Origin of the sequence: Mesorhizobium intechi (genome assembly GCF_002879535.1) — a bacterium.
GTDB lineage: Bacteria > Pseudomonadota > Alphaproteobacteria > Rhizobiales > Rhizobiaceae > Mesorhizobium > Mesorhizobium intechi.
This window is the reverse complement of the sequence record NZ_PNOT02000130.1, coordinates 1-17,527: the sequence shown is the minus strand read 5'-3', so window position 1 is coordinate 17,527 and position 17,527 is coordinate 1. Positions and strand designations below refer to the sequence as shown.

The window sequence follows — 17,527 nt, the reverse complement described above, 5'->3', positions numbered from 1 at the left end:
GTCCAGGGTGGGGCGCCGAGTTGGCGTGCCCTGGCTCGGCCACACTTGCGGGCATTGCCTCTACTGCCTTGCAGGGAGTGAAAATCTTTGCGATCAGCCGGATTTCACTGGCTACACACACGATGGCGGCTTTGCCACCCATGTCATTGCCGACGCGCAATTCGCCTTCGATCTGGACCGGGATGCCGATCCCGTATCGCTGGCGCCGTTGCTTTGCGCTGGCCTGATCGGCTGGCGATGCCTGAAGAAGGCCGGGGACGGCAAGCGTCTCGGGATCTACGGCTTCGGCGCCGCCGCCCATATCGTCGCCCAGATAGCGATCTGGCAAGGTCGTGAGATATTCGCGGTCACCCGGCCGGGCGACACGCAAGCACAGGAGTTCGCTCTCTCGCTCGGAGCGACCTGGGCAGGCGGTTCGGATGAACTTCCGCCCACGCAACTCGATGCCGCGATCATCTTCGCTCCTGTCGGTGACCTGGTGCCGATGGCGCTTCGTGCTGTCCGCAAGGGGGGGCGGGTGGTTTGCGGCGGCATCCACATGAGCGACATTCCGGCGATGGCCTATGAGTTGCTCTGGGAAGAGCGGGAACTGGTGTCAGTGGCAAACCTGACGCGCCGCGACGCGGACGAGTTCTTTCCCATTGCCAGGCGCGCTCAGGTGCACACGCACACCAAGGTCTACCCGCTGGAGCAGGCCAATCAGGCACTGGACGATCTGAGGCAAGGCAGATTGAGCGGTGCCGCCGTCCTGGTGCCGTGATTGACAGTCGAGAATTATCCGGCCCGTTCACCCAGTCCGCGCATATGCCGGATCCATTTCGCTCGAGTGGCATCGCCAGCGCCGGCGACCATGCCGAACAATGTCTCGCGCACCGGCCTGATGCCAACGAAATGCAGGATGCTCCGCCGCATGCCGGCCAGACCATGTCCGAGGAACCACAGGCGGTAGAGAACGGCAGGCATGCCCATCGTCACCACGACGCGTGCGGAGCGGCCGCGAAGCAACGTCTTGGTGAACCCGCCGCCCTTGTCCGGGTAGGCAAAGGCGGTTCCCGGCCGCATGACCTGTTCCAGGAATGCCTTGAGCAAGGCCGGCATGGTTCCGAGCCACAGCGGAAAGACAAGGACGATGTGTTCGGCCCAGACGATCGAGTCGGCGGCCTCCCTGAGCCCGGCGGGAACCGCACCATGCTCGAACTCCTGCATTGTCCGCAGCATTGGAAAATCAAGTGCCGCCAGATCGACCCGGCGCACGGCGTGTCCCGCCTTCTCCGCGCCTTCGCCATAGGCCTTGGCGAGGGCGCGGCAGAGCCGATCCGGCGAAGGGTCGGGATGGCCGACCACGATGAGGATGCGTCGCGGCATGATCTACTCGCAGCGAAACAGTCGTCGCAGCGTCAAGGCCGCTCGACCCGCGCCACCTGGTAGGTGTGCATGGCGCCGTTACGCTCGATAGACACATATTCGCCGGTCACGAACCGTTCGTCGCCGAGATGAAAGCCGATTTCGTCGTCGCGGTCGCCTTCGGCGTAGTCGAAATACCATTGTCCGCCCGGCTTGCGCCTCAGCCTGCCGATCAGGTCGTCCTCGCCGGGGCGGAAGCGGCGAACACGACAGGAACCCTTGTGCGACCTCCATTCTTCCGTATCGATCCGGCCTTCGCCGGTCAGCGGAGCCAGCACGTCGTAGCCCTCTTCGTGGTCGCCTTCCGGGTGACCTTTTTCACGAGCCAGCAGCAGCCGGACGTGGCGGAATTTGGGGGTAAGGTCCTTCAGACTGGTCATGGCGAACTCCTTTCACGGAGTTTCATAGAGCGGTGGCTGGACCTGGCCCTTGATCCGCGTCAAACAAGGCCCGGTCGCCGCGCTTCCCTCAGGTGCCGAGAAACAGCATGGCGCCGTAGCCGGCGGCGGCAGCGGCCAAGGTTGCGCCGGCCAGAGGCGCCCAGAATCCGACCGGACCGGCAAATACCGCGAGCGACAGCCGGCCGACGGCGTTTGCTGCCAGCGCCACGAGCACGGCCTGGCCCACCGTATCGATGGACACCGAGTGCTTGACCAGGCGCAACGCGCCGAGCACCGCAACATCGACGTCGAACGTACCTGCAAGCGTCGAACTCGCCAGCAAGCCCCGCCCGCCGAATTGAGCGGCCAGTCCGGCGCTCGCGGTCGCGACGAGTGCGAAGAGAATGGCGAAGAGCAATAGCGGGCCCAGTTCGAAGGGATTGCGCGCGATGGGGCTCCCCTCGCCATTCCCCTTGGCGCGAGTCAGCAGCAATGCGCCGCAGGCAGCGAAGGCGAGGGCTGCCGCCATGGCCGGAATGCCGACCCAGGCGAAGACGCTTGGCTCGATGATCAGAACCACGGCGCAGACGCGGAGCACGGAAACCATTGCAGCCAATGACGCCGCTCCTGCGAGCGGCAGTGGATTGCTCGCCGAGGCGGCGTTGCGGGCAAGCGCCAAGGTCACCGCGGTGGAAGAGACGATCGCGCCGGCGAGCGAACTGACGAGCAGGCCGCGCGTATTTCCCAGAATGCGAACAGCCACATAGCCGGCGAACGAAATCGAGGCCATCAGCACCGTCAGGAACCAGACCTCCCACGGATTGAAACCTCCCCACGGGTCCAGCGTCCGGTTCGGCAGCAAGGGCAAGATGATCGCCGTCATCACCGCCAGGATCAGAGCCGATCGCAGTTCGATCCAGCTCAGTCGCTTCAGGAGGCCGTGCAGGACCTCTCGGCTGGCCAGGATTGCCGCCAGTGCCGCACCACCGGCGGCGGCCGCCCGATAGTCGTCGGTGATCGAAAGCGCGCCCAGCGCAAAAACGCCAAGACCCGCGATCACGCTCGTGACACTGAAATCGTCGTCGTGAGCAGCTTCACGCGCCTTGTACCAGGCGAGGATTGCGGAAAAGGCGACGAACCCGCCGACCAGCACCGAGACGGCACCGAGTTCCTTGGCGAGTGCGGCCAGAACGCCCCCGAGCAGGCCGGATATGCCAAAGGTGCGAATGCCCGCCGTGCGGCTGCGATCGGGCGCCTCCCGCTCGCGCCAGCCACGTTCCAGTCCAACGAGTAAGCCAATTGCCAGGGCCAGTGCGAGCCGGGCGATGAGCGGATCCATTGCCGCTGCGGCTTCAGGCGGCGACCGTCGGCAGGCGGTCGCGAACCCACCTGACGATCTGGCCTGCCGTCATTGCGCCTGATGTGCGTGCGATTTCACGCCCGCCATGGAAGAGGATCATCGTCGGGATGCTGCGAATGCCGAGCCTGGCCGCAACAGCCTGCTCATTGTCTGAGTTGAGCTTGAGCAGGCGAACATGTGGCTCCAGTTCGCGCGCTGCCGCTTCGTAGGCCGGAGCCATCATCTTGCACGGGCCACACCATGGTGCCCAAATGTCGACGACGACGGGAATACTGCTGCGTGCAATCTCGTGGTCGAACGCCTTGGCGTCGACGTCCAGCGGGTGGCCTGAAAACAGCTTGCTCCCGCACTTTCCGCATTTGGCCTGGTCGGCGCTGCGCGCCGGCGGCAGGCGATTGACCCCGCCGCATTTGCCGCAAACCACCAGATTGTCCTGTGCCATGGCCGTTCACCGATCCGTTGTTGTCCACTATGCGCGCCTCTGACGTCCGTCGCCAAGGGCGCGCAGTGCGTTCAGGATGACCGCCACGTCGATCCCTTCCTGGAGCAATGCACCCGCCACCGGTGCGATCTGCCCCATCGCCGCCGCAGCCATTGCCACGCCCGAGAGCGCCAGCCCGACAACGATGCTCTGCAGGGCGATCGCACGCGTCCGCCGGGCGATCCGCACCGCCTCGGCGACAGGCCCCAGCCGGTCGGTGAGAACGATGACATCGGCCGCTTCGGAAGAGGCTGTTGCTCCGCGCGCGCCCATGGCGACGCCGACCGTCGCGGCGGCAAGGGCGGGTGCATCGTTGATGCCGTCGCCGACCATCATTGTCGGCGCCATTGCTTTCTCTGCCTCGACGATCGCGACCTTATCCGCGGGAATGGCATCGGCGACGACGGCATCCAGATCCAGCATGGAGGAGATACGCTTTGCCGTCGCACCGTCATCACCCGTCAGCATGATCGTGCGCGTGACGCCGGCCGAGCGCAGGTTGGCGAGCGTGTCATGTGCATCGGCACGCATCGCATCGCCGAAAGTGAACACGCCGGCAAGCCGTCGGCCGAGGGCGACAAAAACCCTGAGCACCGGCTCGTCCCGATATTTTTCTTCGCCGCTTCTCGCCCAGCCGGGCAGCGGCTTGTCGGCGAGCACGAGAGACCGCGATCCTGCGAGGATCGATATGTTGTCAACTCGACCCTTCAGGCCCGCACCGCGATGCTCGCGGACATCCCGCGGATGCGAAAGCATCAGCTGTCTGCCGCGTGCCACCCGGATGATCGAGTCGGCGAGCACATGGTGCGAGGCTTGTTCCAGGGAAGCCAACAACTGCAGCAATTGGTTCACGTCACGGCCGGGCGCGGCTTCGATTTCGATGAGCTCGGCGCCGCCAATGGTCAAGGTCCCCGTCTTGTCGAAGATCGCGGTTCGGACTTGCGCGAGGGCCTCCAGTGCCGTGCTGCCTTTCATCAGGATGCCGGTCCGCGCAGCTCGCGAGACGCCGCCGATGAAGGCAACGGGGGCAGCGAGGATGAGCGGGCAGGGCGTTGCGACGACCAGCACCGCCAGCGCTCGGATCGGGTCGCCGGAAACATACCAGGCGGCGCCCGAAACAAGCAGAGTGGCAGGCAACAGGAACAGGGCAAAGCGGTCCGCCATGCGAATGAACGGAGATTTCGCGGTCTGTGCCGCGGCGACCATGCGCACGATCGCGGCATAAGTGCTTTCCTCGGCGACGGCCGAAGCACGCATGCTGAAGGTCTCGCCCGCATTGACGGTGCCGCTACGCAGCGTGTCGCCCGCGCCCCGCCGTTCCGGCAGCGGCTCTCCGGTCACCGCGGACTCATCGATCGAGGCTGAAGCATCGAGCAGGATACCGTCGACTGGAAGAAGTTCGCCGGCGCGTACCAGAAGCGTGTCGCCGACAACCACCTCTTCAATGGAAATCCTTTCCGTTCCATGTGTGGATTGGCGGTGCGCGACACGCGGTGATCGGTCAGTGAGTGCCTTGAGGTTTCGTTCGGCACGGCCGCGGGCGAAATCCTCGAGCACGGTACCGCCAGCATACATGATCGCCACCACTATCGCGGCCAGCGGTTGGCCAAGCAGCAGCGCGGCGGACATGGACACCAACGCAATGGCATCGACACCGAAGCGGCCGATCCAGAAATCACGCATAATGGAGATGGCGAGAGCCGCCACGACGGGCAAGGTCGCAACCGTCCAGATCGTGCCGGCATCAAAAGGCCCGAGCCCGGTTCGCCAGACTCCGATACCGCCAGCGAGACCCACGACAGCGATGACCAGCAATACGCGCCGCAGAATGGACTCGTTCATGCGATGCCTTCCGATTTGATCAATGCTCGCCAATTTTCGCCGGCGCTGACGGGCGCGTCGGACTGAGCGAACAGCTAGCCCCGATAGCCCGGTGAAGACTTTGATCCAACGCAACGAACGGGCAAGATCGACAGGCGATTATCGCCATGAACAGGAGATATAGGGGTGACGATCCGAAATCTCGAACAGGCGTTCGCCCCGAAGTCGGTCGCCATCTTCGGCGCATCAGGGCGTGACGGCTCGGTCGGCCGTGTGGTGTTCGACAACATCGTCAACGGCGGCTTTGAAGGCGAGATCTGGCCGGTCAACCCGAAATATTCGAAAGTCGCCGGTCGACGCTGTTATGCCAACTCTGCCGATCTGCCTGGTATTCCAGACCTCGGTGTCATCGTCACGCCGCCGGATACGGTTCCCGGCATCGTGCGCGAGCTCGGTGACAAGGGGACGCGGGCCGCGGTCGTGATCACCGCCGGGCTTAGCCGCGAGAACGGCCTGCGTCAGGCCATGCTCGACGCCGCCAAGCCCACACTGTTCCGCATCATCGGACCGAATACGGTCGGACTGATTATCCCGCCCGTCAAACTTAACGCCGGATTTGCGCATATGGCCGCCAAGCCCGGCAATATCGCGCTGCTGTCGCAATCGGGCGCCATTGCCACGTCGCTGATCGACTGGGCAGGCGACAACAATGTCGGCTTCTCGCAGATCGTCTCGCTCGGCGACATGGCCGATGTCGATGTGGGGGACTGCCTCGACATGCTGGCGGGCGACATGCACACCCACGCCATCGTGATGTATCTCGAAACCATTCCCAATCCACGCAAGTTCATGTCGGCGGCGCGCGCCGCGGCGCGCCTCAAGCCGGTGATCGTCATCAAATCGGGCCGGCACGAGCAGGCGGCCAAGGCGGCCGCGACCCATACCGGCGCGCTGTCGGGCGCGGATCGTGTCGTCGATGCCGCATTGCGGCGCGCGGGCATCCTGCGGGTCAAAGGCCTGGCCGAGTTGTTCGATGCGGTTGAAACGACCGCCCGCTTTGCTCCGCTGGAGCGAGCCCGCGTCGGCATCGTCACCAATGGCGGTGGCGCCGGCGTGCTTGCCGTCGACCAACTTATCGACTGCAACGGGGAACTGGCCGAACTCGCGCCGGGAACGATTGCCCGCCTGGATGCCGTCCTGCCGCCCACATGGTCGCATGCCAATCCGGTCGACATCATCGGCGACGCTCCACCCGAGCGCTACCGGGCGGCGGTCGAGGCCGTCGCGGCCGATGCCGGGACCGACGTTGTCCTGGTCATGAACTGCCCGACCGGGCTCGGCTCGCCGCTCGCCGCGGCTAGCGCGGTGGCAACGCTCGCGCAGGACGGCAAGATCGGCGGCAAACCGGTCCTGACCTGCTGGCTCGGCGAACACACGGCGCGCGAAGGGCGACGTGTTCTTCAGGACGCGGGGATTGCCAGCCTCGAGACGCCCGCTGATGCCGCGACGGCCGTATCCTACCTCGCTGACTGGTCGCGAGCCCAGCGAGCCCTGCTGCGTACGCCGTCGGGCCACGGCGAGGCCGCCACAAGTGGTCGAGAAGCGGTGCTTGCCCTATTCAGGCAGGTCGCCAGGGAAGGCCGGCGCATGCTGACCGAACCCGAGGCCAAGGCGGCGATTTCCGCCTACGGCATCCCGGTGCCCGAAACGATCATCGCCAGATCCCCTGCCGAAGCGGGGAAAGCGGCGAGCCGGCTTCTCAAGACATCCGAGCAGGTCGTCGTCAAGCTGATGTCAAAGGCGATCTCGCACAAGTCGGACATTGGCGGGGTGGTGCTCGGTATTGCAGCCCCAGCGGCGGCCGAGGAGGCCGCACGCTCGATCAAGGCCCGGTTGCGCAAGCACGCCCCCCAGGCCGATATCGAGGGTTATGCCGTACAGCCGATGGTGGTGCGAAAACAGGCTCAGGAGCTGATCCTTGGTGTCAGCCGCGATCCGATTTTCGGTCCAGTTCTGCTGTTCGGGGCGGGTGGCGTCGCCGTTGAAGTGACCGACGATACCGCGATCGCATTGCCGCCGCTCGACGATGTTCTGGCCAGTGACCTGATCGGGCAAACGCGGGTCGGCCGGCTGCTCGCCGGATTCCGCGATCGCAAACCCGCGGATCGGCAGGCGATCGTCGCGGCGCTGAACGGCCTGTCGCAGATGGTCGTCGACTTTCCGTGCCTCGTATCAACGGACATCAATCCGTTGCTCGCCGACACCGACGGCGTGATCGCACTCGATGCACGCATCGAGATCCAACCGGAGCGGGTGGAAGAAGCCGGGCCGAATCCGGCACTGTGCATCAGGCCCTACCCGTCAGGCTGGGAGAAGGAAATCTCGGCAGGAGGCGCTCGCTATCATATCCGGCCGATCCGGCCGGCGGACATTGCGCTCTATCCCGAATTCCTCGGCAGGATTTCGCCCGACGATCTGCGCCTGCGGTTCCTGGCGCCGCGCAAAAGCTTCTCCGACCAGATGTTGAAGCGGCTCACCCAGCTCGACTACGACCGCAACATGGCTTTCGTCGCATTAGACACGAGCACTGGCGCGCTGGCAGGCATCAGCCGCTTGTCCTGCGATCCCGACCACGTCATCGCCGAATACGCATTGCTGGTGCGGACGGACTTGCAGGGTCATGGCCTGGGTTGGGAACTGCTCAGCCAGATCGTCGACTATGCAAGGGCCGACGGGATCCGCAGTATCCAAGGGATCGTGCTCAGCGAAAACAGCAAGATGCTGGCAATGTGCCGTGAATTCGGCTTCTCCGTCATGCATCTTCCGAACGAGCCAGGGCTTGTCGAGGCCAAGCTCGAAATCGGCTGAGATCGATTATCCACAAAGTCAGGGAGCCGTGCGCAAGACCTCGGCAGCATCGCGCTGCCAACACCTCCTCAGTTCCGCGGCGATGTCGACGGGCTTTCGATCGGAATCGGTCCTGCGCCAGCTGGCCCGGCCGGCTTTTCGCTGCAATTGACGCGAGAGGATATCCACCGTTGCGTCCGAGGGGCCGCCCTTGCGTTCGCTGACCCGTCGCCAAAGGACGAGTGGATCCGCCTCCAGCCAGAAACCGAAGAATGGAATACCCCGGTCTCGCGCCGCCTTCTCGATCCGCTCACGATCGGCCGGTCTGTCGAAAACCGCATCAGCTACAACCGAGCCGCCCTCGGAGAGAATCAAGCCGGCGCGCCATGCCATTTCGTTGTAGACGCGGTCGGACACATCGGGTCGATAGGCCTTGTCCGGCAGCCTGGTCTCGGCGGGCACCCCGTGCATCGCTTTGCGGATGCGGTCGCTTTCGATTATCCGCGCACCGGGCGGCGCACCGACATGGGCGGCGAGCGCCTCGGCAATCGTCGTCTTGCCCGAACCACTGAGGCCGCCGATGGCAACGAGCCTCGGTGGCGTTTGCTGCAGGAATGTTCGGGCCAGTTCGAAATAGGATCGGGCCTCGGCAKTCAATTTGCCGGAATCGGAGCTGCCTTCCTCGACCTGGGTGGCGGTGACATGCGCGCGCACTGCTGCCCGCACCGCCATGAAAAAAGGCAGCAGGACAAAGCCATCCTCGTCATCGGCCTCGTCGAGGTAGCGGTTCATCACGAGATTGGCGAGCTCTGGGAAACCGCGATGCCAAAGGTCCATCAGCAAGAAGGCAAGGTCGTACAGAACGTCGATGCTGGCGATCTGGTCATTGAATTCGATGCAATCGAAGAGGCGGGGCTCGCCATCGAAAAGGCAGATGTTGCGCAGATGCAGATCGCCATGACACTGGCGGATTTTGCCCGCGGCCTCCCGGCGATCCAGCAATCCGGAATGGCGGGCGAGTGCGGTGCGGAAACCCGAGGCAAACGTCTCGATCTCCGGTTTTGTAAAAACATGGCTGGTGCCAAAGCCGGCCTCGTTGATGTCGAGCACGCCCATCAAATTGAACGAGCCGGTGCCGTTGTGGATCTTCGGCGCGGCACGGTGGTATCCGACGATCATGCGTGCGACGGCCGTCATCAACGCTGGCGTCAGTTCCCCCGCGGTCGCCATCCGATCGAGGAGCCTCGACTGAGCAAACCGGACCATCTCGATCACCGCATCGACCATTTGGCCGGCGCCATCGAAAACGAGTTTGCCGTCGGCTTCGCGGGTAACGCGCCGCACTCCCAGATAAAGGCCGGGCGCGGTCTTGGCGTTGAGTTCCACCTCTTTCTCGCAGGCAGCCAGCCTTAGTGCCGGCGTCGAGAAATCGACATAGGGCAGCTTGACCGCCCGTTTCATCTTGAAGGCACGTCCCCCAGTCAAGAAAATTCGCGAGATATGGGTTTCTATCGCTTCGACCGGTCCGGTCATGCCATAGGAGGCGGGATCAAGCAGGAACGCGATAGCAGATTGCTGCGCGTCAACGACCATGTCCGGCCTCTTCGATGCCGGGGCGGTGTGGAGACTGTTGGCGCCTTCTGCGTTCATTGCTGCAACGTCTCGACATAGCCGGCCAGATCGTGGATCCGTTCCCTGGTGACGATTTCCCCGGCGTTCGGGCCATATTTCTTGACGTCACCCGAAAGGAATTGCCGGCCCCAGACCGGCATGTCGCGATCGCCATGAGCCGGCACCATGCCGCGGCCGTCGATGACGGCAAAGACGCGCCAGTAAGGGAATTCGCCGCCGTTGCGCCTGGAGAGGCGCGTCAGGTCGCTCGGCCGCTTCAACAACTCGTCGCCCAACGGGCCGTCGCCCTTGCCGTCCGGGCCATGGCAGACGGCGCATGAGTTCATGTATTCCGCCTTGCCGTTGCCGAGTTCCTGGGCGCCTGCCGCGTTGAGGGCCAAGCCCGCCAGAATCGCCGCGATCAGGAATTTCATCTGCGTTTCCCCGATTGATCGACCGAAACTACAGCCTGGGTTTCCCCGCACGTTGATACGGATCAAATGCCGCCACTCACGGTATTTGACTTAGCGCAATGAAATCACCGGGCGCCGCCGCTAATGACTGACATCACGACCGAACCTCACTCGAAATCAGGAGTCGCCGGCGTGACTTTCAAGACACTGCTTACGGTTACCGGGCCAAACCAGGGCGAGGGCGATCTGAAACTCGCCGCTGACCTGTGCGAACAGATCGATGCGCACCTTTCGGTGCTCGTCCTCGAGATTGCCGCACCGCCCTCGGGTGGTGAGTATGCTGCTGTCGTCTCGCCAGCCTGGCTTGCGGAACGTCAGGCTGAGCTGAAAAGGCTCGAGAAACGAATTTCGGATGTCGCCGGCTTTCTCTCCCAGCGCGCCATATCGGCGGATCTGAGCGACGACTATCCCGACACGGGATGGGCGGACGACGTGATCGGGAGGCGTGCCCGCTACGCCGATCTGACCATTCTGGGGCCGGACCTGCTGACAGGCCACACTCTGAAGGACAAGGTCATCGAGGGCGTGCTGTTCTCATCGGGAAAGCCCATGCTGGTGGTTCCCGAGGGCGCGCGGCCAACGCTGACACCGAAACGCATCCTGGTCGCATGGGACGCTCGCCTTGAGTCATCGCGCGCCGTTCGCGAGTCGCTGGATCTGCTGAAAGGCGCCGATGACGTGCGCCTCGTGATGGTCGATCCTTTGGAGGGCGAATTCCATCATGGGGCAGAACCTGGGGCCGATGCCGCAACATATCTTGCCCGACATGGCGTGAACGTTACGGTTGACCGGTTGCCGAGCTCGAACCATTCGGTTGCCGAGGTGCTTCGCCAGCATGCCGGCGACGTAGCGGCCGAGCTGATGGTCATGGGCGCCTACGGCCATTCCCGGTTGCGCGAGCGCATTTTCGGCGGCGTCACCAAGTCGATGCTTGAGGGTCAATCGCTGCCGGTTTTGATGGCGCGATAGCTAGTCGGAGACAAGAGCCGGTGCAGGTCGTGCACCGGCTTTTGCTAATTCTCGCAAGGCTTGATGGGGCGACTACTCGCTCGCCTCTCGTCCGGATACCTGCTCGATCAGGATCCGAAAGAAAACGTGCGGTGCGCTGTCGGCTGTGGGTGGAACGATGGGCTTGAGCGCGCCAGGTTCCCACCAGTCGGAGTGCTTGCTCAAGACCGACCAGGCATGATCTCGCTCAAGCTTGTGGCCGATCCGGTCAGGCAGTTCTTCATACCGGCCATCAACAACGACGCTTCTCCATCCTCGACCCTGGCCGTGTTCATCGACCTGGACGGACACCAGCGGATTGGCCCGCATCCATTCGATCTTTTTGCCCGGCATGGAAAACGCGTAAAGATGAGCATCCGAATGGGCGTAATAGACGGGCACGACGTAGGGCTGCCCGTCCTTTGCGCATGCCAGGCGGCCGACGCGATTGGCCGTCAGGATTTTCGTGCATTCCAAGGCAGAAAGCTCGCGGACCAGCATCAACGTGATCTCCTGTTCTTCTCGGCCGTCGACCCGTCGCCCACCATATCGCGCTTGCGGGTTTTGTGCAGCCGGCCAGCCTCATCCAGCGCGGCGGTCACTTCACTGTCGGAAAGCTGCGGGAACCGCAGATAGTGATAGCCCAATGCACGGAACCGCCCTGGCTGGCTAAGACATACCACGCGATCGGCCTCCGTCGCCAAGTCGGCCAATGTATCCGGCGGAGACACGGGAACCGCGACGATGATCTCCCTGGGCGCCCGGTGCCTGAGCGCGCGTATGGCGACCTTCATGGTCGTGCCGGTCGCTGCCCCGTCGTCGACGAGGATCACCGTTTTACCTGCAACGGACAACGACCTTCGATTGCCCTTGTAGGCGAGGCGTCGACGTTCGAGTTCCGGGCGTTCGAGGGCAACCAATGCGGCTAGTTCGGCATCGTCGAGCGCATAAGCCTCAACGATCTCCCGGTTGAGCACGACGTCGGGCGGATTGCCATCCACGACAGCGGCAACGGCCAGTTCCGCGTTGCCCGGGGCACCGACTTTGCGGACGACGAGTACGTCGAGAGGCGCGCCCAGGGCTTTGGCGACTTCGGCGGCGACAGGAACCCCACCGCGCGGCAGCGCCAGAACGATCGGCTGGCAGAGGTCGAGCCCGGCCAATTCGATGCCGAGTCTCTCTCCAGCCTGCTTGCGGTCGCGAAACACTGTTCAATCCGCCGGCCAGAGTTCGCGAAGGGACTTCTTCATCGAGTTTCTCACCTGGACGATCTCACCATGCGATATATGGCGATCGAGCAGCTTGAACACCGCGCTGACGGCGGCGTCGAAATCGACGTCGTCGTCGTAGCCGAAGCTGTTCCTGACGCTGAGGACAAAATCACGCTTCTTGCGCTCATGCTCAGGCGCAGACGGGTCCCAGCCCTCGAAGTATATGCCGCGAAGCAAAACGGGCAGTTGCGCCGAGAGATCGGCCGCTTCGGCTGGCGGCAACCAATCTCGCAGCGCGTGCAGAACGGACCTTAGAAGCCGGCACGCACTGGGTTCGCTCCAACGGAGATCAGCGGCGAGCTCCTTTACCCACTGCTGTGCCTGCTGCGCAGCGTGAGTGAAGCCGGCAAAGGAGGTGTGGGAAATGTGGCTCATGGTTCTATCTCCAAGAAAGTCAGGGGAGCCGAGGGGATGAGACAGTTGAGTGCACGGCGGCTCAGCCTCCGGCCTTCGCCATGAGCAGGGGAATGACCCGGTCGCTTTTGGCGACGGCGGGCCGTCCTGCCGAACCGTAGGGGATGCCGAGGGCATCCCAGGTCTCGACCAGCGCGTCCTGCAGTTCGGCGATCAGCGCATCCGAATGGAACGGTGTCGGCGTGATGCGCAGGCGTTCGGTGCCGCGCGGCACGGTCGGGTAGTTGATCGGCTGGATGTAGATGCCGTGCACGCCGAGCAGGCGGTCGCTGGCCATCTTGCAGAGTTCCGGATCGCCGACCAGCACCGGCACGATATGGGTTGGCGAGTCCATCACCGGCAGGCCGGCGGCAGAGAGGATCTGCTTGGTCCGCGCTGCCTGCTGCTGCTGGGCGTCACGCTCGGCCTGCGAGCGCTTGAGATGGCGGATCGAGGTGGTGGCCGCGGCCGCGATCGCCGGCGGCAGCGCCGTGGTGAAGATGAAGCCCGGCGCATAGGAGCGCACCGCGTCGATCACCGCATTGGTGCCGGTGATATAGCCGCCCAGCGTGCCGAATGCCTTGGCCAGCGTGCCTTCGATGATGTCGATGCGGTCGGCCAGGCCCTCGCGCTCGGTGATGCCGCCGCCGCGCGGTCCGTACATGCCCACCGCATGCACCTCGTCGATATAGGTCATGGCGTTGTAGCGCTCGGCGAGTTCGACGATCTCCCGGATCGGCGCGATGTCGCCGTCCATCGAATAGACGCTTTCGAAGACGACCAGCTTGGCGCGTTCGCGCCCCGCCGCCTGCAGCAGGCTTTCCAGATGCGCGACATCATTGTGCCGGAAGATCTTCTTCTCGGCGCCCGAGCGCCGCACGCCTTCGATCATCGAGGCGTGGTTCAGCTCGTCCGAGATGATCAGGCAATTGGGCAACAGCCGGGCAATGGTCGAGATCGAGGCTTCGTTGGAGACGAAGCCGGAGGTGAAGACCAGGGCCGCGTCCTTGCCGTGCAGGTCGGCAAGCTCATGCTCGAGCTCGACCAGCGGGTTGGAGGTGCCGGAAATGTTGCGGGTGCCGCCGGCGCCCGACCCCATCTTGCCGGCCGCCTCCTGGAACGCGGTGATGACATCGCGGTGCTGGCCCATGCCGAGATAGTCGTTGGAGCACCAGACGGTGATTTCCTCGGCGCGGCCATTGGCGCGCCAGATGGCGCGCGGAAATTTGCCCGCGATGCGCTCAAGGTCGGCGAAGACACGATAGCGACGCTCCGCGTGGAGCTGGTCGATCGCTTCTTCGAAGAACCGCTGGTAGTTCATGTCGACTTCCCAATTTTGCGCGGGATCATAATCATTGGCCTATTGGTCGTCCACCGGGCCATTTTGGTCAAAATGCCACGCCCCGCACCTGTTCCTAACGATGGCGGATCGTGGCCTATTCCCACCTCGCGACACGCTTTGTGGATCACTTTTGTTTCAGCACGATGCCACATTTGGTGAACGCCGGTTACCAGGGGTTCTAATGGCCATGCGGCAGGCTTTCCAGTAAGGCGGTGTTTGAGACAGTTTCCGATAAATCTTGAGATGCGAGGATGCGGATGACGGTTTTGGTGACAGGCGGCGCCGGCTATATCGGCAGCCACATGGTCTGGGAATTGCTGGATGCGGGCGAAAGCGTGGTCGTGCTAGACCGCCTTTCCACCGGCTTCGAATGGGCGGTGGCGCCGGAGGCAAAGCTGGTCGTCGGCGACGTCGCCGACAAGGAATTGATCGGCGGGATCATCAGGGACAATCATGTCGACGCGATCATCCATTTCGCCGGTTCCGTCGTGGTCCCCGAATCGGTCGCCGACCCGCTCGCCTACTACGAGAACAATACCTCGAAGACGCGCACGCTGATCGAAACCGCGGTGCGCGAGGGCGTGCCGCATTTCATCTTTTCCTCGACCGCCGCCGTCTATGGCGGCGCCGGGCTGGAACCGGTGCGCGAGGATGCCCGCCTGGCGCCGGAATCGCCCTATGGCCTGTCCAAGCTGATGAGCGAGTGGATGTTGCGCGATGCCAGCCTCGCGCACGACATCCGCTACACGGCGCTACGCTATTTCAACGTCGCCGGCGCCGATCCGAAGGGCCGCACCGGTCAGTCGACCCCGGGCGCCACGCATCTCATCAAGGTCGCCTGCGAGACCGCGCTCGGCAAGCGCCCGTTCATGCAGGTGTTCGGCACCGATTACCCGACGCCGGACGGCACCTGCATGCGCGACTATATCCATGTCAGCGACCTGGCAGCCGCGCATCGCCTGGCGCTGCAGCGACTACGCGCCGGGGGCCGGAGCCTCGTCGCCAATTGCGGCTACAGCCATGGCTATTCGGTGCTCGAGGTCATCGAGAGCGTTCGGCGCGCCTTTGGCCGCGATTTCGAGGTCAAGATGGGCGACCGGCGTCCCGGCGATGCCGCTGCGGTGGTTGCCAATTCGGATCTTGCGCGGACGGAACTCGGCTGGACGCCGCAGCGCGACGATCTCGACCAGATCGTTGCCGACGCACTCGCCTGGGAACGCATCCTGACCAGCAAGAACTCAGCGCGCGGCTGAGCCAAGCCCCAAGGGCTCGCAAGGCGCGCGGCGACGCGCTATGGAAGCAGTCGCGACACGGCATGGCGGCGCCGCGCCGCCGAGAGCTCTTGGGGGATGGCATGAAGATAACGGTGCTCGGCGCCGGCGTTGTCGGTACGGCGGCCGCCTATTACCTGGCCGCCGACGGCCACGAGGTCACCGTGATCGAGCGCCACCCGGCGCCCGCGCGGGGCACCAGCCAATCCAATGCCGGCTTGGTTTCTCCGGGCGACGCCACGGCCTGGGCCTCGCCGGCCGCCCTAAGGACGTTTCTGCGCGGGCTCTACAATCATGATCTCGGCATCAAGGTGCGACTGCGCTTCGATCCCTATTTCCTCGCCTGGAGTCTGCGTTTCCTGCGCCAATGCACGGTGGCCCGCCTGCGCGCCAACAGCCAGGTCAAGCTGCGCCTCGCGCTGTATTCGCGCGACTGCATCAACGCCATCTCGGCCGACACCGGCATCCACTATGACGAGCGCAAGAAAGGCATCCTCTATTTCTTCCGCTCGCAGCACAGTCTCGACACCGGCACCGACAATTACCGCTATCTGGCCGAGCACGGCCTGCCGATCGAGATCGTCGGGCGCGACCGGCTGGTCGAGCTCGAGCCGGGCCTTGCCGGGGTTAAGGAAAAGATCGCCGGCGGCGTCTATTCGCCGATCGACCAGACCGGCGATTCCCGGCAGTTCGTGGAAAAGCTCGCCGCCCATGCCGCCGAAAACCTCGGCGTAAAATTCCTCTATGGCACGACGGTCCAGGGTCTGGATATCGAGGGCGACACCGTGCGGGCGGTGATGACCTCCGCCGGACCGGTGGCGGGCGACGCCGTGGTTATCTCGATGGGGCCGGAAAGCGGCCTGCTTGGCCGCCGCTACGGCATCGACCTGCCGGTCTATCCGGTCAAAGGCTACACCGCCACCATTCCGCTGGAAGACGAGAGCAAGGGGCCGACCATGGGCGGCGCCGACGAGGACCAGCTGATGGCCTATTCGAGGCTCGGCAACCGGTTGCGGCTGGCTTCGACCGCTGAATTCACCGGCTTCGACCGAACCCATAAACCCGGTGACTTTGCCACTATGTTCAGGACCGCCAGGGACCTCTTCCCTGGCGCCTTCGACGAAAAGAAAGCGGAGCTCTGGGCAGGCCTGCGGCCGATGATGCCGGGCTCCGTGCCTGTCATAGGCCAGGCGCGCTACAAAAACCTCTATCTCGACACCGGCCACGGCCATGTCGGCTGGACCATGGCCTGCGGCTCGGGAAAATTCCTGGCCGACCTCGTTGCCGGTCGCAAGCCCGAGATCGACCCGCAAGGGCTTGTGTACGGGGGGTAGGATGTCGGGACCGCAAGTCGCCATCGACCTTGGCCGTATAGAGCGCAACGCCCGCACCATTGTCGACCGCTGCGCTTTGTCCGGCATCAACGTGTTCGGTGTCACCAAGGGCATGTGCGGCATGCCGCAAGTGGCGCGCGCCATGCTGCGCGGCGGGGTCGCCGGCATTGCCGAATCGCGTTTCGAAAACATCCGCAGGCTGCGCGACAGCGGCATCAGCGCGCCGATCATGCTGCTGCGCAGCCCGCCCATGGCGCGCATCGAGGAGGTGGTGCGCACCGTCGACATCAGCCTGCAGTCGGAACTCGCCACCATCCGCGAAATCTCCCGCATTGCGCAGCGCATGGGCCGCGTCCATGACATCATGCTGATGATCGACCTCGGCGACCTGCGCGAAGGCATCTGGCCGAACGACCTGATCCCCACCGTCGAGCGGATTCTCGAGTTCAGGGGCGTGCGCGTCGCCGGCATTGGCACCAATCTCGGCTGTTTCGGCGCCATCATGCCGACGCCGGAGAATCTCGGCCAACTCGTCGCCCACGCCTACAAGAC

At 64.1% G+C, this 17,527-nt stretch carries 17 protein-coding genes; 6 read left to right on the top strand and 11 right to left on the bottom strand.

Annotation, left to right across the window (positions count from 1 at the left end; translation table 11 throughout):
* A partial coding sequence (locus C1D09_RS11440) for an alcohol dehydrogenase catalytic domain-containing protein (RefSeq protein ID WP_143974363.1) occupies positions 1–760 on the top strand: 760 nt, incomplete at its 5' end.
* A 14-nt stretch (positions 761–774) separates the two neighbouring features.
* Here C1D09_RS11440 and C1D09_RS11435 read toward each other — a convergent pair.
* The 5 genes from C1D09_RS11435 to C1D09_RS11415 all read right to left on the bottom strand — a co-directional run bounded on the left by C1D09_RS11435 (position 775) and on the right by C1D09_RS11415 (position 5,467).
* Positions 775–1,365 carry an NAD(P)H-dependent oxidoreductase gene (locus tag C1D09_RS11435; RefSeq protein ID WP_143974362.1) on the bottom strand — a complete coding sequence of 197 codons (591 nt, stop codon included), beginning with the start codon at positions 1,363–1,365 and terminating at the stop codon, positions 775–777.
* 32 nt (positions 1,366–1,397) lie between these two features.
* The gene (locus C1D09_RS11430) at positions 1,398–1,784 is read right to left on the bottom strand and encodes a hypothetical protein (protein WP_143974361.1); all 387 of its coding nucleotides are present in this window, start codon (positions 1,782–1,784) and stop codon (positions 1,398–1,400) included.
* Between the two features lie 88 nt (positions 1,785–1,872).
* Positions 1,873–3,123, bottom strand: coding sequence for an MgtC/SapB family protein (locus C1D09_RS11425; RefSeq protein ID WP_143974360.1), 1,251 nt, complete (start codon positions 3,121–3,123; stop codon positions 1,873–1,875).
* A 13-nt stretch (positions 3,124–3,136) separates the two neighbouring features.
* Positions 3,137–3,586 (bottom strand): thioredoxin TrxC, encoded by a 450-nt coding sequence (trxC, locus tag C1D09_RS11420; RefSeq protein WP_143974359.1) that lies wholly within the window; start codon positions 3,584–3,586, stop codon positions 3,137–3,139.
* Positions 3,587–3,613: 27 nt separating this feature from the next.
* On the bottom strand, positions 3,614–5,467 hold the full coding sequence (locus C1D09_RS11415; RefSeq protein ID WP_143974358.1) for a heavy metal translocating P-type ATPase: 1,854 nt from the start codon (positions 5,465–5,467) through the stop codon (positions 3,614–3,616).
* A gap of 165 nt (positions 5,468–5,632) precedes the next feature.
* Here C1D09_RS11415 and C1D09_RS11410 point away from each other — a divergent pair, with 165 nt between their 5' ends.
* Positions 5,633–8,314, top strand: coding sequence for a bifunctional acetate--CoA ligase family protein/GNAT family N-acetyltransferase (locus tag C1D09_RS11410; RefSeq protein ID WP_143974357.1), 2,682 nt, complete (start codon positions 5,633–5,635; stop codon positions 8,312–8,314).
* An 18-nt stretch (positions 8,315–8,332) separates the two neighbouring features.
* On the opposite strand, the gene C1D09_RS11405 is transcribed toward C1D09_RS11410, so the two are convergent.
* Positions 8,333–9,886 carry a bifunctional aminoglycoside phosphotransferase/ATP-binding protein gene (locus tag C1D09_RS11405; protein ID WP_143974356.1) on the bottom strand — a complete coding sequence of 518 codons (1,554 nt, stop codon included), beginning with the start codon at positions 9,884–9,886 and terminating at the stop codon, positions 8,333–8,335.
* A 53-nt stretch (positions 9,887–9,939) separates the two neighbouring features.
* Entirely contained in the window at positions 9,940–10,338 is a 399-nt protein-coding gene (locus C1D09_RS11400) for a c-type cytochrome (protein WP_143974355.1), read from the bottom strand.
* A gap of 171 nt (positions 10,339–10,509) precedes the next feature.
* Between C1D09_RS11400 and C1D09_RS11395 the strand changes: the two genes are divergently transcribed.
* On the top strand, positions 10,510–11,346 hold the full coding sequence (locus C1D09_RS11395) for a universal stress protein (protein WP_143974354.1): 837 nt from the start codon (positions 10,510–10,512) through the stop codon (positions 11,344–11,346).
* Positions 11,347–11,418: 72 nt separating this feature from the next.
* Here C1D09_RS11395 and C1D09_RS11390 read toward each other — a convergent pair whose 3' ends face one another.
* The 4 genes from C1D09_RS11390 to hemA form a co-directional block, all read right to left on the bottom strand.
* Positions 11,419–11,865, bottom strand: coding sequence for a pyridoxamine 5'-phosphate oxidase family protein (locus C1D09_RS11390; protein WP_143974353.1), 447 nt, complete (start codon positions 11,863–11,865; stop codon positions 11,419–11,421).
* Complete coding sequence (locus tag C1D09_RS11385; protein WP_143974352.1) at positions 11,865–12,572, bottom strand: phosphoribosyltransferase; 708 nt, start codon at positions 12,570–12,572, stop codon at positions 11,865–11,867. Before C1D09_RS11385 ends, C1D09_RS11390 begins: the two co-directional genes overlap by 1 nt.
* Before the next feature lie 3 nt (positions 12,573–12,575).
* Positions 12,576–13,010: a DUF2267 domain-containing protein gene (locus tag C1D09_RS11380; protein ID WP_143974351.1), complete on the bottom strand. Its 435-nt coding sequence runs from the start codon at positions 13,008–13,010 to the stop codon at positions 12,576–12,578.
* A gap of 61 nt (positions 13,011–13,071) precedes the next feature.
* Positions 13,072–14,349 carry a 5-aminolevulinate synthase gene (gene hemA / locus C1D09_RS11375; RefSeq protein WP_143974350.1) on the bottom strand — a complete coding sequence of 426 codons (1,278 nt, stop codon included), beginning with the start codon at positions 14,347–14,349 and terminating at the stop codon, positions 13,072–13,074.
* 278 nt (positions 14,350–14,627) lie between these two features.
* Between hemA and galE the strand changes: the two genes are divergently transcribed.
* The 3 genes from galE to C1D09_RS11360 all read left to right on the top strand — a co-directional run.
* The gene (gene galE / locus C1D09_RS11370; protein ID WP_143974349.1) at positions 14,628–15,623 is read left to right on the top strand and encodes a UDP-glucose 4-epimerase GalE; all 996 of its coding nucleotides are present in this window, start codon (positions 14,628–14,630) and stop codon (positions 15,621–15,623) included.
* 101 nt (positions 15,624–15,724) lie between these two features.
* Positions 15,725–16,975, top strand: coding sequence for a D-amino acid dehydrogenase (locus tag C1D09_RS11365; RefSeq protein ID WP_143974348.1), 1,251 nt, complete (start codon positions 15,725–15,727; stop codon positions 16,973–16,975).
* A gap of 1 nt (position 16,976) precedes the next feature.
* On the top strand, positions 16,977–17,527 hold a 551-nt coding region (locus tag C1D09_RS11360; protein WP_208760371.1), incomplete at its 3' end, for an alanine racemase.